The 13,590-nt window shown below is 70.3% G+C and carries 16 protein-coding genes; 12 read left to right on the top strand and 4 right to left on the bottom strand.

Annotated elements, in window-relative coordinates; translation table 11 throughout:
* Positions 1–55: 55 nt before the first annotated feature.
* The 7 genes from PKA16_RS02715 (at position 56) to PKA16_RS02685 (ending at position 4,424) form a co-directional block, all read left to right on the top strand.
* Positions 56–385: a DUF883 family protein gene (locus PKA16_RS02715; RefSeq protein ID WP_324400147.1), complete on the top strand. Its 330-nt coding sequence runs from the start codon at positions 56–58 to the stop codon at positions 383–385.
* A gap of 14 nt (positions 386–399) precedes the next feature.
* Positions 400–774: a phage holin family protein gene (locus PKA16_RS02710; protein ID WP_324400145.1), complete on the top strand. Its 375-nt coding sequence runs from the start codon at positions 400–402 to the stop codon at positions 772–774.
* Complete coding sequence (locus PKA16_RS02705; protein ID WP_324400143.1) at positions 771–1,097, top strand: YqjK family protein; 327 nt, start codon at positions 771–773, stop codon at positions 1,095–1,097. The genes PKA16_RS02710 and PKA16_RS02705 overlap by 4 nt, the downstream gene beginning before the upstream one ends.
* A gap of 516 nt (positions 1,098–1,613) precedes the next feature.
* Entirely contained in the window at positions 1,614–2,078 is a 465-nt protein-coding gene (gene nudB / locus PKA16_RS02700) for a dihydroneopterin triphosphate diphosphatase (protein ID WP_324400141.1), read from the top strand.
* Positions 2,075–2,908 (top strand): endonuclease/exonuclease/phosphatase family protein, encoded by an 834-nt coding sequence (locus PKA16_RS02695; protein ID WP_324400139.1) that lies wholly within the window; start codon positions 2,075–2,077, stop codon positions 2,906–2,908. Before nudB ends, PKA16_RS02695 begins: the two co-directional genes overlap by 4 nt.
* A gap of 365 nt (positions 2,909–3,273) precedes the next feature.
* Positions 3,274–3,999: a GTP cyclohydrolase I gene (gene folE, locus PKA16_RS02690; RefSeq protein ID WP_324400317.1), complete on the top strand. Its 726-nt coding sequence runs from the start codon at positions 3,274–3,276 to the stop codon at positions 3,997–3,999.
* A 2-nt stretch (positions 4,000–4,001) separates the two neighbouring features.
* The gene (locus PKA16_RS02685) at positions 4,002–4,424 is read left to right on the top strand and encodes a BLUF domain-containing protein (protein ID WP_324400136.1); all 423 of its coding nucleotides are present in this window, start codon (positions 4,002–4,004) and stop codon (positions 4,422–4,424) included.
* A gap of 200 nt (positions 4,425–4,624) precedes the next feature.
* Here the strand turns inward: PKA16_RS02685 and PKA16_RS02680 are convergent, their stop codons facing one another.
* Complete coding sequence (locus PKA16_RS02680; RefSeq protein WP_324400135.1) at positions 4,625–6,295, bottom strand: SulP family inorganic anion transporter; 1,671 nt, start codon at positions 6,293–6,295, stop codon at positions 4,625–4,627.
* 78 nt (positions 6,296–6,373) lie between these two features.
* Here PKA16_RS02680 and PKA16_RS02675 point away from each other — a divergent pair, with 78 nt between their 5' ends.
* Positions 6,374–7,030: a DUF4124 domain-containing protein gene (locus PKA16_RS02675; protein ID WP_324400133.1), complete on the top strand. Its 657-nt coding sequence runs from the start codon at positions 6,374–6,376 to the stop codon at positions 7,028–7,030.
* A 332-nt stretch (positions 7,031–7,362) separates the two neighbouring features.
* On the opposite strand, the gene moeB is transcribed toward PKA16_RS02675, so the two are convergent.
* The 3 genes from moeB to gpmA all read right to left on the bottom strand — a co-directional run bounded on the left by moeB (position 7,363) and on the right by gpmA (position 10,445).
* Positions 7,363–8,127 carry a molybdopterin-synthase adenylyltransferase MoeB gene (gene moeB, locus PKA16_RS02670; protein WP_324400131.1) on the bottom strand — a complete coding sequence of 255 codons (765 nt, stop codon included), beginning with the start codon at positions 8,125–8,127 and terminating at the stop codon, positions 7,363–7,365.
* A 28-nt stretch (positions 8,128–8,155) separates the two neighbouring features.
* A complete protein-coding gene (locus PKA16_RS02665; protein ID WP_324400129.1) occupies positions 8,156–9,589 on the bottom strand; it encodes a S41 family peptidase in 1,434 nt (477 codons plus the stop codon).
* Positions 9,590–9,701: 112 nt separating this feature from the next.
* Positions 9,702–10,445, bottom strand: coding sequence for a 2,3-diphosphoglycerate-dependent phosphoglycerate mutase (gene gpmA / locus PKA16_RS02660; RefSeq protein WP_324400127.1), 744 nt, complete (start codon positions 10,443–10,445; stop codon positions 9,702–9,704).
* 141 nt (positions 10,446–10,586) lie between these two features.
* On the opposite strand from gpmA, the gene PKA16_RS02655 reads away from it, so the two are divergent.
* The 4 genes from PKA16_RS02655 to PKA16_RS02640 all read left to right on the top strand — a co-directional run bounded on the left by PKA16_RS02655 (position 10,587) and on the right by PKA16_RS02640 (position 13,133).
* Entirely contained in the window at positions 10,587–11,027 is a 441-nt protein-coding gene (locus PKA16_RS02655; RefSeq protein ID WP_324400125.1) for a rhodanese-like domain-containing protein, read from the top strand.
* Positions 11,028–11,043: 16 nt separating this feature from the next.
* Positions 11,044–11,301 carry a glutaredoxin 3 gene (grxC, locus tag PKA16_RS02650; RefSeq protein WP_324400123.1) on the top strand — a complete coding sequence of 86 codons (258 nt, stop codon included), beginning with the start codon at positions 11,044–11,046 and terminating at the stop codon, positions 11,299–11,301.
* A gap of 303 nt (positions 11,302–11,604) precedes the next feature.
* Positions 11,605–12,054, top strand: a complete 450-nt coding sequence (gene secB, locus PKA16_RS02645) for a protein-export chaperone SecB (protein ID WP_324400121.1) — start codon at positions 11,605–11,607, stop codon at positions 12,052–12,054.
* A gap of 53 nt (positions 12,055–12,107) precedes the next feature.
* Positions 12,108–13,133 (top strand): NAD(P)H-dependent glycerol-3-phosphate dehydrogenase, encoded by a 1,026-nt coding sequence (locus PKA16_RS02640; RefSeq protein WP_324400119.1) that lies wholly within the window; start codon positions 12,108–12,110, stop codon positions 13,131–13,133.
* Positions 13,134–13,590: the final 457 nt, after the last annotated feature.

Below are 13,590 nucleotides of genomic sequence, written 5' to 3'. Positions count from 1 at the left end.
CGGCCGTGTCGGCCCGGGCTCTGCTACGATGGATTTTTGTCAAGGAGATGCGCTGATGCCAACGATTTCCGAAATGGCCGAGACGGCCCTCGAGAGCAAGGATGAACTGGTGGCCAACCTGCGCCGCGTGATCTCGGATGCGGAGGATCTGCTGGCGGCGACGGCGGGCGAAACCGACAGCCGGATCGCCGACCTGCGTGCGCGCGCCCGCAAGAACCTGGCGGTGGCGCGCGACAAGCTGGCCGATGCCGACGCCGCGCTGCGCGCCAGTGCCCGACGCGCCGCCAATGCCACCGACGACTACGTGCACGAGAATCCCTGGTCGTCGATCGGCGCGGCCGCAGCGGTGGGCATGCTGATCGGCGTGCTGCTCGGCCGCCGCTGAGCCGCGCGGGCAATGTGAAACCGGCCGCCGAAGGCAGCGCCGCGCGCCTGCGCGGCTTGCTGGCCGACCTGCTGGAGCTGGTTCAGGTCCGGCTCGAACTGCTGGCGATCGAGGCGCGCGAGGACATCGCGCGTCTGGCGACGCTGGCACTGCAGGGCGTGCTGGCGGCGGTGCTGCTGGGCTTCGGCCTGGTGTTCCTGGCGGTGTTCTGCACCGTGCTGCTGTGGGATTCCGAGCGCCTGTTGGTACTGGGGGTGTTCACGGCACTGTTCCTGGGGGGCGGCACGGTGCTGGCGCTGCTCGTCTGGCGTGGCCTGCAGCGCGGCGTGCGCCTGTTTCGCTCGAGCGTCGACGAATTGCGGCGCGACCAGGAGCGCCTGCGCTCATGAACCGACCCGATCCCTCATCGGCCGCCGAGCTGGCGGCGCGGCGCGAGCAATTGCTGCTGCGTTCGGCACAGCTGCGCGAGCAGTTGCGGGTGCGCACCCAGGTGTTGAATCCGGCCCTGCGTGCGGCCGACCGCGTGCGCGGCGGCGTGGATCGGGTGCGCGAGCACCCGGGCGTCTGGCTGGTGCTGGCGGCTGCCCTGGCTGGCGCCGCTGTGGTGCGTCCGCGCCTGGTGATGGGCCTGGGCCTGCGCGCGTGGTCGGGCTGGCTGATGGTTCGGCGTGCGCGGCCGCTGCTGCGTGCCGTGTTGCGCCAGCTGCTTTGAGCCTAAAAACGGCAGTTGACCGCTTGCCTTTTTCACGAGAGCCGCATGAACCTCGACTTCCGCTGCTTCGATCACCTCCACCTGTTGGGTGAGAGCGCGTCCAACTGCCGCTTTTGGGTTGATAGAGGTGTGAACGAGTCCGGCATGCCCGCCTTGACCGCCAGGATCCCTCCGCGCTGCGTTGCAGATGCTCGCCGCTGCCCGATCCACGGTTGTGCCTTGCGTCTTCACCGGACAGGTCCTGTCGGCCCTTCCGGCCAGGCCGGACCCATTCGCACCGACTGAGCAAAACGGTTTTGGGTGCACGCACCTGCCGTGGCGCCCGCATGGGGCTCTTGATCTTGGTCGCCTGGGACGCATGTACATGATGGCGGCGCCAGCGGCGCGGCTTCTGGCGTCGCATGGCGCGCCGTAGCGGTCGCGGCCTTGCCTGGAGTATGCCAAGCGGGGCAATGAGCCATTGAGGGGAACCCGCGGTCGCCCGCATCCATCCAGCCAAGGCGTCGGAGGTCCAACGTGAAATTCAAGATCCCGGAGTCGGTTCTGGTGGTGATCCACAACCCTGCGCTCGAGGTGCTGCTGTTGCGGCGCGCCGACGTGCAGGGCGAGTACTGGCAGTCGGTGACCGGCAGCCGCAAGGCGCTGGACGAACCGCTGGCGCACACCGCTGCGCGCGAGGTGCGCGAGGAGACCGGTTTCGATGCGGACGCGCCCGGCTTTGACCTGCGTGACTGGGGGCTGACCAATGAATTCGACATCTACCCGCACTGGCGGGCCCGCTATGCGCCGGGCGTGACACGCAACATCGAGCATGTGTACGGCCTGCGCGTGCCCCGTGGAGCGGTGGCACAGCTCAATCCACGCGAGCACAGCGCCTGTGTCTGGCTGCCCTGGCGCGAGGCGGCCGACCGCTGCTTTTCGCCGTCCAACGCCGAGGCCTGCCTGCTGCTGCCGCGCTTCGCGGCCGGAGTGACGGCATGAGCGCGGGTTCCGCGGTGCACGCCGCGGCGGCACATCCAGGGGGCGAGGGCGGCATCTGGCTGCCCGACAGTTCGATCCTGCGCGTCGCCACCTACAACATCCACAAGGGCGTGCAGGGCATCGGCCCGGCCCGGCGACTGGAGATCCACAACCTGGCGCTGGCGGTGGAGACGCTGGACGCCGACATCGTCTGCCTGCAGGAGGTGCGCGCCGAGAACCGACGCGAGGCGGCGTACTTCACGCGCTGGCCGGCGCTGCCGCAGGCCGACTTCCTGGCGCCGGAAGGCTACGAGGCCGTCTATCACACCAATGCCTTCACCCGCTACGGGGAACACGGCAATGCGCTGCTGTCGCGTTGGCCGATCATCAGCTACCGGCATCAGGACATGTCGGACCACCGCTTCGAGCAGCGCGGCCTGCTGCACGTGCAGTTGCAGGCACTGGGCATGGTGGTGCACGTCATCGTGGTGCACTTCGGGCTGATTCCGGCGAGCCGCTTTCGCCAGGCGATCCAGCTGCGCCGCTACATCCGGCGCGAGGTGCCGCGCACGGCGCCGCTGCTGGTGGCCGGCGATTTCAATGACTGGGGCACGCGCGTGCGCAGCCTGCTGCGCCGCGACGCCCTGCAGACCTGGGAGGGACCGCGCGCGCTCACTTATCCGTCGCGCTTTCCGGTGGCCCAGCTGGACCAGATCTATGCGCGGGGCCTGCAGCCGATCAGCCTGGCGGCGCCGCGCGGCCGCGTGTGGCGGCGCATGTCGGACCACCTGCCCCTGATCGCCGAATTCCAGCTCGGGTCGGCGGTCGATCTGTCCTATCTGGCCGGGTAGACGGGCCGCCCCGACACCGGGGCGACGCGGCACCAAGTCGCCGGCGTGGCGACGCTTGCCAGTGTCTGCAATGCCCGGCTGCCGGGCCGGCCCGGGCGCGGGTGCGTGGTGCGTGCCGCCCAAGGACAGGGAACTGCGGGAGATGCCGATGAAATGCTCGCGACTGCGCGGCACCCCCAGCATCCGGCCGTCGCTCGCCAGCAGACTGAACCCGAAAACGGCAGTTGACCGCTTGCCGTCTTCACGAAAGCCGCATGGACCTTGAGTCTGGCCGCTTCGATCGCGCCCAGCGCTCACGGCGTCGGCGGCGCACCGCAGGGGCGCGAGCGCGGCTGCGGGCATGCTGCTACCATGCGCCACGCATGATGAAAATCCAGCCCGACACCGCCACGCCCGTCGTCGCCAGCGACGAGGGCACGCCCGTTTCGGTGAAGATCCGCGAGCGCATCCGCGCCGCCGGCCAGCGCTTCAACGCCAATGACAACATTGCCGACTTCATCGAGCCGGGCGAGCTTGACCAGTTGCTGACCGAGGTCACCGGCAAGATGCAGGGCGTGCTCGACAGCCTGGTGATCGACACGCGCGCGGATCACAACACCGCCAATACCGCACGGCGCGTGGCCCGGATGTACCTGAACGAGGTGTTCAAGGGACGCTACCACAAGCCGCCGGCGATCACCGAGTTTCCGAACGCCGAGCACCTCAACGAGCTGATGATCGTCGGCCCGATCACCGTGCGCTCGGCCTGCAGCCACCACCTGGTGCCGATCATGGGCCAGCTCTGGATCGGCATCATGCCCAACGAGCACACCAACGTGATCGGCCTGTCCAAGTACGCGCGCCTGGCCGAGTGGATCATGAGCCGGCCGCAGATCCAGGAGGAGGCGGTGGTGCAACTGGCCGACCTGATCCAGCACAAGACCAAGCCCGACGGGCTGGCGCTGGTGATGCAGGCCTCGCACTTCTGCATGGCCTGGCGCGGCGTCAAGGACACCGGCAGCAAGATGATGAACTCGGTGATGCGTGGCGTGTTCCTCAAGGACGCCAACCTGCGGCGCGAATTCCTGTCCCTCATTCCTCGGAAATCCTGACCATGCTGGTCCGACTGCTTTACGCCAGCCGCGCGGTCGACACCTCGCCCGCCGCCATCCAGGCCATCCTGGAGACCGCCCGCCGGCACAATCACGAACACGGCGTGACCGGCATCCTGGTCTACGGCGGCGGCATCTTCATGCAGGCCATCGAGGGTGGTCGGCAGGTCATCAGCGACCTCTACGGGACGATTGGGCGCGACCCGAGGCACACCGACCTGCTGCTGCTGCACTACGAGGAAATCCTGGAGCGCCGCTTTGGCGGCTGGACCATGGGCCTGGTCGACGTCGGCCGCATCAACGCCAGCGTGCTGCTCAAGTACTCCGAGCGCGCGGAGCTCGACCCCTACAGCGTCTCGGGCCAGGTGTCGATGGCGTTGCTGGAAGAGCTGATGGCCACGGCCAACATCCTCGGCCACGCCTAGGATGAAACACCCCCTATGTCGCTGCGCTCCATCCCCCTGCAAGGGGGACGCACCCAGTGTCCAGGGAGACCCCGGCCACGGGTGCCCCTGCCTGGCCTGCTCCGCGGCCCTTGGAGGTGTGGCGTTTCATGCGACGCGGGTGGCGCGAAGCGCGGTGGAGCAGCTGAAGTGAAACACGCCCCCTTCTGCCGCCCAAGCTCCTAGGGTTCGTCCGCCGCGCGCAGCAGCGCCAGCACCTCGGCGTCCGTCCGGTACAGGCGCGGGCTGTCGTCTTCGGCCGTCAGCAGGCTGGCGGCGTGCAGGGCGTGTTCCACCGGCAGCTTCAGGCCACTGATCAGCAGGGGGATGCCGCGCGACTGCAACTGCGCCAGCACGCGGGCGAACACTTCGACGCCGGTGGCGTCGATGCGATTGATGGGCTGGGCGATCAGGCACACCTGGCGTGTTTGCGGATGCTCGGCCAGGTATTCGACCACCGCGCGCTCGAACGCCGCGGCGCTGGCGAAATCGAGTTCGGCGTCCATGCGCAGCGCCAGCGTGTCGGCTGCCAGCACCGGCAGCTGCCAGCGCCGGCGGTCGCGCAGGGTGCCGTCGGGGTGCAGGCCGACCTCGATGATGCGCGGGTGCAGGCGCTGGTAGAGGAAGTGCGACAAGGCCATCAGCATGCCCGAGAGCACGCCCCAGTAGAGCTGCGGCGCGGTGACGATGGTGATGGCGAAGGTCAGGATCGCGATCACCGCCTCGACGCGCGAGATGCGCCACAGGCGCGTGAACTCACGCGGCTTGATCAGGTTCAGCACCGCCACAACGACGATGGCCGCGAGCACGGCCTGCGGCACCTGCTGCAGCAGCGGCAGGAAGAACAGCAGCGCCAGCCACACGACCACGACCGAGAAGATGGTGGCCCAGCCGGTCTGGGCGCCGGCGTAGAGGTTGAGCGCCGAACGCGAAAACGAGGAACTGGTGGCGAAGGCGCCGGACAGGCCCGAGACGATCTTGGCCAGCCCCTGGCCGATCAGATCCTGGTCCTGGTCCCAGCGTTCGCCCTTGCGTTCGTTGTCGACCTTGGCGCTGGCCGCGGTCTCCAGGAAGCTGACCAGCGTGATCACCAGCACCGGCAGCACCAGCTGGCCGAGCGCGTGCAGGCCGGGCCAGCCGGGCCAGTAAAGGCTGGGCATGCCGGCCGGCAAGGCCCCGACGACGCGCCCACCTGACTGCTCGAAGCCGAGCAGCCAGCTCAGGCCGGAGCTGGCCAGCACCACCACCAGGATGGTCGGCAGGTCGGGGCGCCAGCGCCGCGCCAGCCACAACAGCACCAGGGCGACGAGCCCGAACGCGCAGGCCCCCCAATGCAACGCGGGCGCTGCCAGCAGCGCAGGCCAGTCGCCCTGGATGCCCAGCAGGGCACGCAGCTGCGACAGGATGATCAGCACCGCCGCGCCCTGCGTGAAGGCCATCAGCACCGGCGCGTTGACCAGGTTCATCAGCCAGCCGAAGCGCGCCAGGCCCAGCACCACCTGCAGGGCGCCCGACAGCAGCGCCAGCCAGACCGCCAGCATCACCCATTCGGCGCTGCCCGGTTCGGCCAGTGGCAGCAGCGAGGCGCCGATCAGCAGGCTGGTGAGCGCCACCGGACCCACCGACAGGCGCGCCGAGGCCGAGAACAGCACCGCCGCCAGCGCCGGCAGGAAGGAGGCGTAGATGCCGGTGACCAGCGGCATGCCGGCGAGCTGGGCGTAGGCCACGCCCTGCGGGATCACCATCAGGCCCACCGTCAGTCCGGCCATGGCCTCGCTGCGCAGCAGGCCGGCCGACGGTCGCGGCCAGCGCAGGAAGGGCAGCAGGCGCAGCAGATAGGACGGAATCCGCATGGCGCGATCCTACGTCAGCACGCGCGCGCCTGATTGGGCATGATGGCGTCCTGCCGCCACCTTCACCCGCCTGCCCTCATGAACCGAATAGCCATTGTCCTGATGCTGGGCCTGCCGCTGGGAGCTTGGGCGCAGGCCTTCAAGTGCCCCGATCCGGCCACCGGCCGCGTGCTCTATACCGACCAGCCCTGCAAGGGCGGCGAGGCCGTGGTGCCGGCCCGCACGCCCGAGCAGATCGAGGCGGACGCGCGGCGCGCCGACGCCGCGCGCGAACGTGCCCTGCAGCAGCGCGAGCAGGCGCTGGAGCGCGAACGCCTGCGGCTGGAGGAGGAGCGCTATGCCGAAGCGCTGCGCCCGCCGCCGTCGCCCGTCGAATCCGATGCCTGTCGCGCAGCACGCCAGGAAGCGACTTTTCGCGCTGCCAGCCGGACGGCGAGCGAGGAGGAGATCCGCACCGCGCGCGCCAACGCGGCGCTGGCCTGCGGGCAGGCGCCGCCGCCCGAAATCGTCGTCGTGCGCCCGCCGATCGTGCGACGCTGGGATCCGCCACGCCCCTGGGACCACGGGCAGGTGCGCCCGCCCATGGTGCGTCCTCCGATCGTGCGGCCGCCGATCGTGCGGCCACCCGTCGTGCAGCCGTTTCCGGGGCTGCCCCGCTTCTCGCAGCCGCTCCCGGCGCCGGCCACCGGCTCCTGGCCGCAAGGGCAGGCGCCGACCATCCAGGACCCACGCTAAGGCAATGCGGAACAGAACCCCTCGCGCGCCGCGCCAGGAGCACCTGGCAGCGTGAAGCACTGGCCCTGGTCAGGCCCATCGCGCACCAAGGTTCGCGCATCGGGGAAGCCGCGCAGGCGGCAGGGGTCATGCGCCGTCATCCGCGCAGAGCGCGTGGATTCGCCCTTCTTGCCGGGCACGGCGCGCCACCTGCGGCGCATCAGGCGCAGCGCGTGCAAGGGCCGCGGAGCACGCCCGTCGGAAAGCTCGCGGCCAGGGTCATCCTGCGGCCCACTGGGTGCGCCCCCTCTTTCCAGGGCCTCGCACGCCACCGGCGCCTGGCCCACGCCTGTTCAGGCTGGGGTGACGTGCGCTCGGGCGCACACCGGACAGGCCGGGTCGCGTGCCAGTCGCACCGTGCTGAAGTCGCCATGCAGGCCGTCGATCAGCAGCAGGCGCCCCACCAGCGGCTGGCCGATCCCGCACAGCAGCTTGATGGCTTCCATCGCCTGCAGCGAGCCGACCAGGCCCACCAGCGGCGCCAGCACGCCCATGGTCGCGCAGGCCACGTCCTCCACCGCCTGTTCGGGCGGAAACACGCAGGCATAGCAGGGTGAGTCGGCGCGGCGCGGGTCGTACACCGAGACCTGGCCGTCGAAGCGCAGTGCCGCACCCGACACCAGCGGCACGCGGTGGCGCACGCAGGCTGCGTTGAGGGCGTGGCGGCTCGTGTAGTTGTCGCCGCAGTCGAGCACCACGTCGGCGCCGGGCACCAGCGTGTCGAGCAGCGTGGCGTCCCCGCGCCGCGCCACGGCGTGGATGCGCACCTCCGGATTCAGCGCCACCAGCGCCTGGCGCGCCGACTCGACCTTGGGCTGGCCGACGCGTGCCTCGGTGTGCGCGATCTGGCGCTGCAGGTTGGTGAGGTCGACCGCGTCATCGTCGACCAGGGTCAGCTGCCCCACGCCGGCCGCCGCCAGGTAGAGCGCGGCCGGCGAGCCCAGGCCGCCAGCGCCCAGGATCAGGGCGTGCGCGGCCAGCAGGCGCTGCTGGCCTTCGATGCCGATCTCCTCCAGCAGCACATGGCGCGAGTAGCGCAGCAGTTGCCGGTCGTCCATGGCCAGACTGCACCGCTCGCCGCGGCGCTCACTCCGCCTTCGCGTCGTCCTTGCGCGCGGTCAGGGTCTTGCTGACCTTGACGGGCTCGCCCTTGAGCTGGGCCAGCGCCTGCTGCAGCGGGAAGTCCTGCTCGCTGCCAAGTTCCGGCGGGCGGCGCTCCGAAGCCGGCTTGCGCGATTCCTCTTCCAGGCGCTTGAGTGCCTCTTCGCGCTCCTGCTCCAGCGCCGGGTTCTTGGCGTCGGGCTCGCTGCCACCCAGGTGGTGGTCGAGGTCGGCCTCGCGCATGCGCAGCACCGCGAATGGGCTGCCGTTGGCCGTGTCGTCGATCATGATGTCGGGCACGATCCCCTTGGCCTGGATGGTCTTGCCACTGGGCGTGTAGTAGCGCGCGGTGGTGATCTTCAGCGCGGTGTCGGGGCCGAGCGGACGCACGGTCTGCACCGAGCCCTTGCCGAAGGTCTGGCTGCCCATGACGACGGCGCGCTTGTGGTCCTGCAGCGCGCCCGCGACGATCTCGCTGGCCGAGGCCGAACCGCCGTTGACCAGCACCACCAGCGGCACCTTCTTGACCGCCGCCGGCAGGGCCTTGAGCGGGTCGCTGCCGCGCCGGCGCATGTAGTCTTCGGGCACGGCCCGGTATTCGGCCTTGCTGTCCTCGATCTGGCCGTTGGTGGAGACCACCATCGCGCCTTCGGGCAGGAAGGCGGCGGACACCGCGACGGCGGCGTCCAGCAGGCCGCCCGGGTCGTTGCGCAGGTCCAGCACCAGACCCTTCAGGTGGGGCTCCCGCTGGTAGATTTCGTCCAGCTTGCGCACGAAGTCGGCCACCGTGTTTTCCTGGAACTGGGTCAGGCGCAGCCAGGCGTAGCCGGGCTCGACCACCTTGCCCTTGACCGACTGGGTGCGGATTTCCTCGCGCGTGATGGTGACCGGGAAGGTGCGGTCCTCGTCGCGGCGCCAGACCGTGAACAGCACCTTGGTGCCGGGCTCGCCGCGGATGCGCTTGACGGCCTCGTTCAGCGACAGGCCCTTCACGGCGGTGTCGTCGACCTTGGTGATCAGGTCGCCCGACTTCAGGCCGGCGCGGTCGGCGGGCGAGCCCTCGATCGGCGAGACCACCTTGATCAGGCCGTCTTCCTGCGTAATCTCGATGCCGACGCCGACGAAGCGCCCGGTCGTGCCCTCGCGAAACTCCTTGAAGCTCTTCTTGTCGAAGTACTGCGAATGCGGGTCGAGACCGGCGACCATGCCGGAGATGGCGTCGGTGAGCAGCTTCTTCTCGTCCACCGGCTCGACGTAGTCGCTCTTGATCATGCCGAACACGGCGGCGAGTTGCTGCAGCTCTTCCAGCGGCAGCGGTGCGAGCGTGCCGCGCGCCACCGTCTGCAGCGACACCGTGGTGAGGGCCCCGGCAAGCGCGCCCACGGCGATCCAGCCGGCGATTCGGGTTTTCTGGCTCATGGTGCGGCTCGTCGCGGGTTCAGGCATGCGTCAATACAATATACAGGGTCGCGCGCATTCGTGGCACGTGCTGGCTTGGGGTCGCGCGCGCGCCCGGAAGTTCCGTGAACGATCACGCGCGGGCCTGGTCGGCCACGGCGGCGGCGGCACGCTCGGCGGCATAGGCGTCGCCCAGGTACTCGTGGCGGATCGGACGCAGCTCGGCATCGAGCTCGTACACGAGCGGGATGCCGTTGGGGATGTTCAGGCCGACGATGTCGGCGTCCGAGATGCCGTCCAGGTACTTGACGAGCGCGCGGATCGAGTTGCCGTGCGCCACCACCAGCAGGCGCTGGCCGGCCCGGATGGCTGGCGCCATGGTGTCGTTCCAGAACGGCAGCACGCGCTCGACGGTGTCCTTCAGGCATTCGGTGAGCGGCACCTCGCCGGCCTGCAGCCGCGCGTAGCGTGGGTCGCTGCGCTCGCAGCGCGGGTCGTCCGGGTCGAGCGCCGGCGGCGGCGTGTCGTAGCTGCGGCGCCAGGTCAGCACCTGCTGGTCGCCGAACTTGCGCGCTGTCTCGGCCTTGTTGAGGCCCTGCAGCGCACCATAGTGGCGCTCGTTCAGGCGCCAGTGCTTGACCGAGGGCAGCCACAGGCGGTCCATTTCCTCCAGCGCCATGTGCAGGGTGCGGATCGCGCGCTTGAGCACGCTGGTGCAGGTCAGGTCGAACTCGTAGCCCTCGGCGCGCAGCGCGCGGCCGGCCTGGCGCGCCTGCACCTGGCCCGTGGGCGTCAGGTCGACGTCGGTCCAGCCGGTGAAGCGGTTCTCGAAATTCCAGGTGGATTCGCCGTGGCGGATCAGGACAAGCTTGTGCATGAGGCGGTGGGGCGGGTGGCGGCCGGCAAGACCACGGGCCACGCAGACAAAAAACCAGCCATTTTAGAATAGCGTGTCCGGTGCACCCGCCGCCTCGCGGATCGGCGGTAGGCACCGGGTGGCAAGCAAAGGATTCTGAACGTGGATTTCGTCATCGATAACTGGTCGCTGGTGCTGCTCGCACTGGTGTCGGGCAGCCTGCTGCTGTGGCCCGCGCTGCGCGGCGGCGCTGGCATCGGCGGGCTGTCGGCGGCGGCGGCGGTGCAGCGCATCAACCGCGAGAAGGCGGTGCTGATCGATGTCTGCGAGGCCAGCGAATACGCCGCCGAGCACGCCGCCGGGGCACGCAGCATCCCGCTGGGCGAGCTGGAGGCCAAGCTCCCCGGCGCCGTGAAGAACAAGGCGACGCCGCTGGTGATGGTCTGTGCCTCGGGCATGCGGGCGCGCCGCGCGGTCGCGATCGCGCGCAAGCTCGGCTTCGAGCAGGCCGAGATCCTGACCGGCGGCATGAAGAGCTGGCGCGAGGCGAATCTCCCGATCGAGCGCGCCAAGACCGAGCCGGCCAAGCCGGCGCGCGGCTGAAGCCGAGGTGTCCCCCATGCCCCACATCACCATCTACACCACCGCCACCTGCTCGTACTGCATCCGGGCCAAGCAATTGCTGGCCGAGCGCGGCGTGACCCAGCTTGATGAGATCCGGGTCGACCTGGCGCCGGACCAGCGTGCCGTCATGATGCAGCGCACCGGTCGTCGCACCGTGCCGCAGATCTTCATCGGCGACACCCATGTCGGCGGCTGCGACGACCTGATGGCGCTCGATCGCAGCGGCGCGCTGCAGCGCCTGCTGGCCGGTTGACCACATCGCCCCCCGTGGCGCTGCGCGCCATGTCCACGTCGCCAGAGGCGGCGGCTTCCCGGCTTGCCCGGCGTCTGCGGTACACGGTCGGTTGCTCCGCTTCGCCGGGCCTGCGTCCAGGGAGACCCTTGGCCGTGGGTGCCCCGACTGGCCTGCTCTGCGGCCACCGGAGCGGTGTCGTTTCGCGTGGCGCACGTGGCGCGAAGCGCCCGAGATAGCCTGAGATAATCGGGCACCCCATCGCGCCGCGGCCGCTCCGGCGGGCGACGCGAATGCTTTTTTCCCCCTAACCGAGAACCCCCCATGGCCGACCAGGATCCCGTGTTCAACATCCAGCGCGTCTACCTCAAGGAGGCATCGCTGGAACAGCCCAATTCGCCCGCCATCCTGCTCGAGCAGGAACAGCCGGCGCTGGAGATCAACCTGGGCGTCAATGCCGAGAACATCGCCGAGGGCCTGTTCGAGGTTTCCGTCACGGCCACGGTGCAGACCAGGATCGGCGAGCGCACGGTGTTCCTGGCCGAGTGCCGGCAGGCCGGCATCTTCGAGATCCGCAACGTCGCCGACGAGCAGATGGGCCAGGTGATCGGCGTCGCCTGTCCGCAGATCGTCTATCCCTACCTGCGCAGCAACGTGGCGGACCTGATCCAGCGCGCCGGCTTCCCGCCCGTGCATCTGGCCGAGATCAATTTCCAGGCCATGTACGAGCAGCAGCAGGCGAATCAGGCCGAGGCGCCGGCGGCGACGCAGTAGGCGCCGGAGCGCAGCGGCGTGCAACCCGGCCGGTCGGCTGACGACGGAGCGCCATGAGGATCGCCGTGATCGGCGCCGGCGCCTGGGGCACGGCGGTCGCGATTGCCGCCGCGCGCCATCCGGCCGGCCATGCGGTGACGCTGTGGGCGCGCGATGGCGACCAGGCGCGGGCCATGCAGGCGCAGCGCGAGAACGCCCGCTACCTGCCCGGCCTGGCCTTGCCGCCCTCGCTGAAGGTGCGCGGCGGTGGCGCGCGCCAGGCGCTGGACGCGAGCCCCGGTGCCGACCTGCTGGTGATCGCGACCCCGGTTGCCGGCCTGCGTGCGGCGCTCGAGGCACTGCGCGACGCGGTGGCCCCGGTGGCCTGGCTGTGCAAGGGCTTCGAGCGCGTGCCCGAGGGTGCCGCCACCGATGCCTATGGTCTGCTGCCGCACGAGGTGCAACGCCAGGTGGCGCCGCGGCTGCGCGGCGGTGTCCTGAGCGGCCCGAGCTTCGCGCAGGAGGTGGCGCGGGGCCTGCCGGCGGCACTGGTGGCGGCCAGCGCGAGCCCGGCCGTGGTGCAGGCGCTGGTCGCGGCCCTGCACGGGCCAGCGCTGCGCGTCTATGGGAACGATGACCTGGTGGGCGTCGAGGTCGGTGGCGCGGTGAAGAACGTGCTGGCGATTGCCGCGGGCCTGGCCGATGGCCTGCAGCTCGGGCTGAACGCGCGCGCCGCCCTGATCACGCGCGGCCTGGCCGAGATGGCGCGCCTGGGTGTGGCGCTGGGTGCCCAGCACGACACCTTCATGGGTCTGTCGGGGCTGGGTGACCTGGTGCTCACGGCCACCGGCGACCTGAGCCGCAATCGCCGCGTCGGCCTGCTGCTGGCCGAGGGGCGCGGGCTCGAGGACGTGGTGCACTCGCTCGGCCACGTGGCCGAGGGCGTGTACTGCGCGCGCACGGTGCTGCAGCGCGCGTGCCGCCTGGGCGTCGAGATGCCGATCACCGAAAGCGTGGTCGCGCTGCTGGACGGCCGGCTCGGGCCGGCCGAGGCCGTTGCGGCGCTGATGGGGCGCGACCCGAAGGATGAAATCAGGTAGCCGCGGCGGGCGGAAGTGAAGCATCCCCGTGGCTCCACTGGCGGCGCAATGGTGCGCCTCCCCCTTGGGCGCCGCGCGGCCGCCCGACGATGCGAAGGCCGCCTGCGGGGGGCAGCGCAGCGCGGGGGTGTTGTCCTGGGGGCGCAGCCTGCGACCAGGGAGACCCCGGCCACGGCGGCCCTGACTCGCCGGCTCGGCGGTCAACGGACTCCTGTCGCTTCATGCGTCGCGGGTGGCGTGAAGCGCGGTGGAGTCACTGATCCTGGAAACGGCAGTTGACCGCTCGCAAAGTTCTTCAAACCCGCATGGCCATGGACGTTGGTGGCTTCCCTCCCGTTCACCACACATCGGTGAGCACGCCACACGCCCGCCAGCACCACTCTCGCCGCGCCATGCGTCGTTGATCGTCCTTGCAGGCACGAGCCTGCCGCGTCCTCTCCCTTGCAGGGCGCGCCCC

This window comes from Ottowia sp. (genome assembly GCF_035325765.1).
In the GTDB taxonomy this organism is placed as follows: Bacteria; Pseudomonadota; Gammaproteobacteria; order Burkholderiales; family Burkholderiaceae_C; genus Ottowia.
The sequence above is the reverse complement of the archived record's forward strand: the minus strand, read 5'-3'. Positions and strand labels throughout refer to the sequence as shown.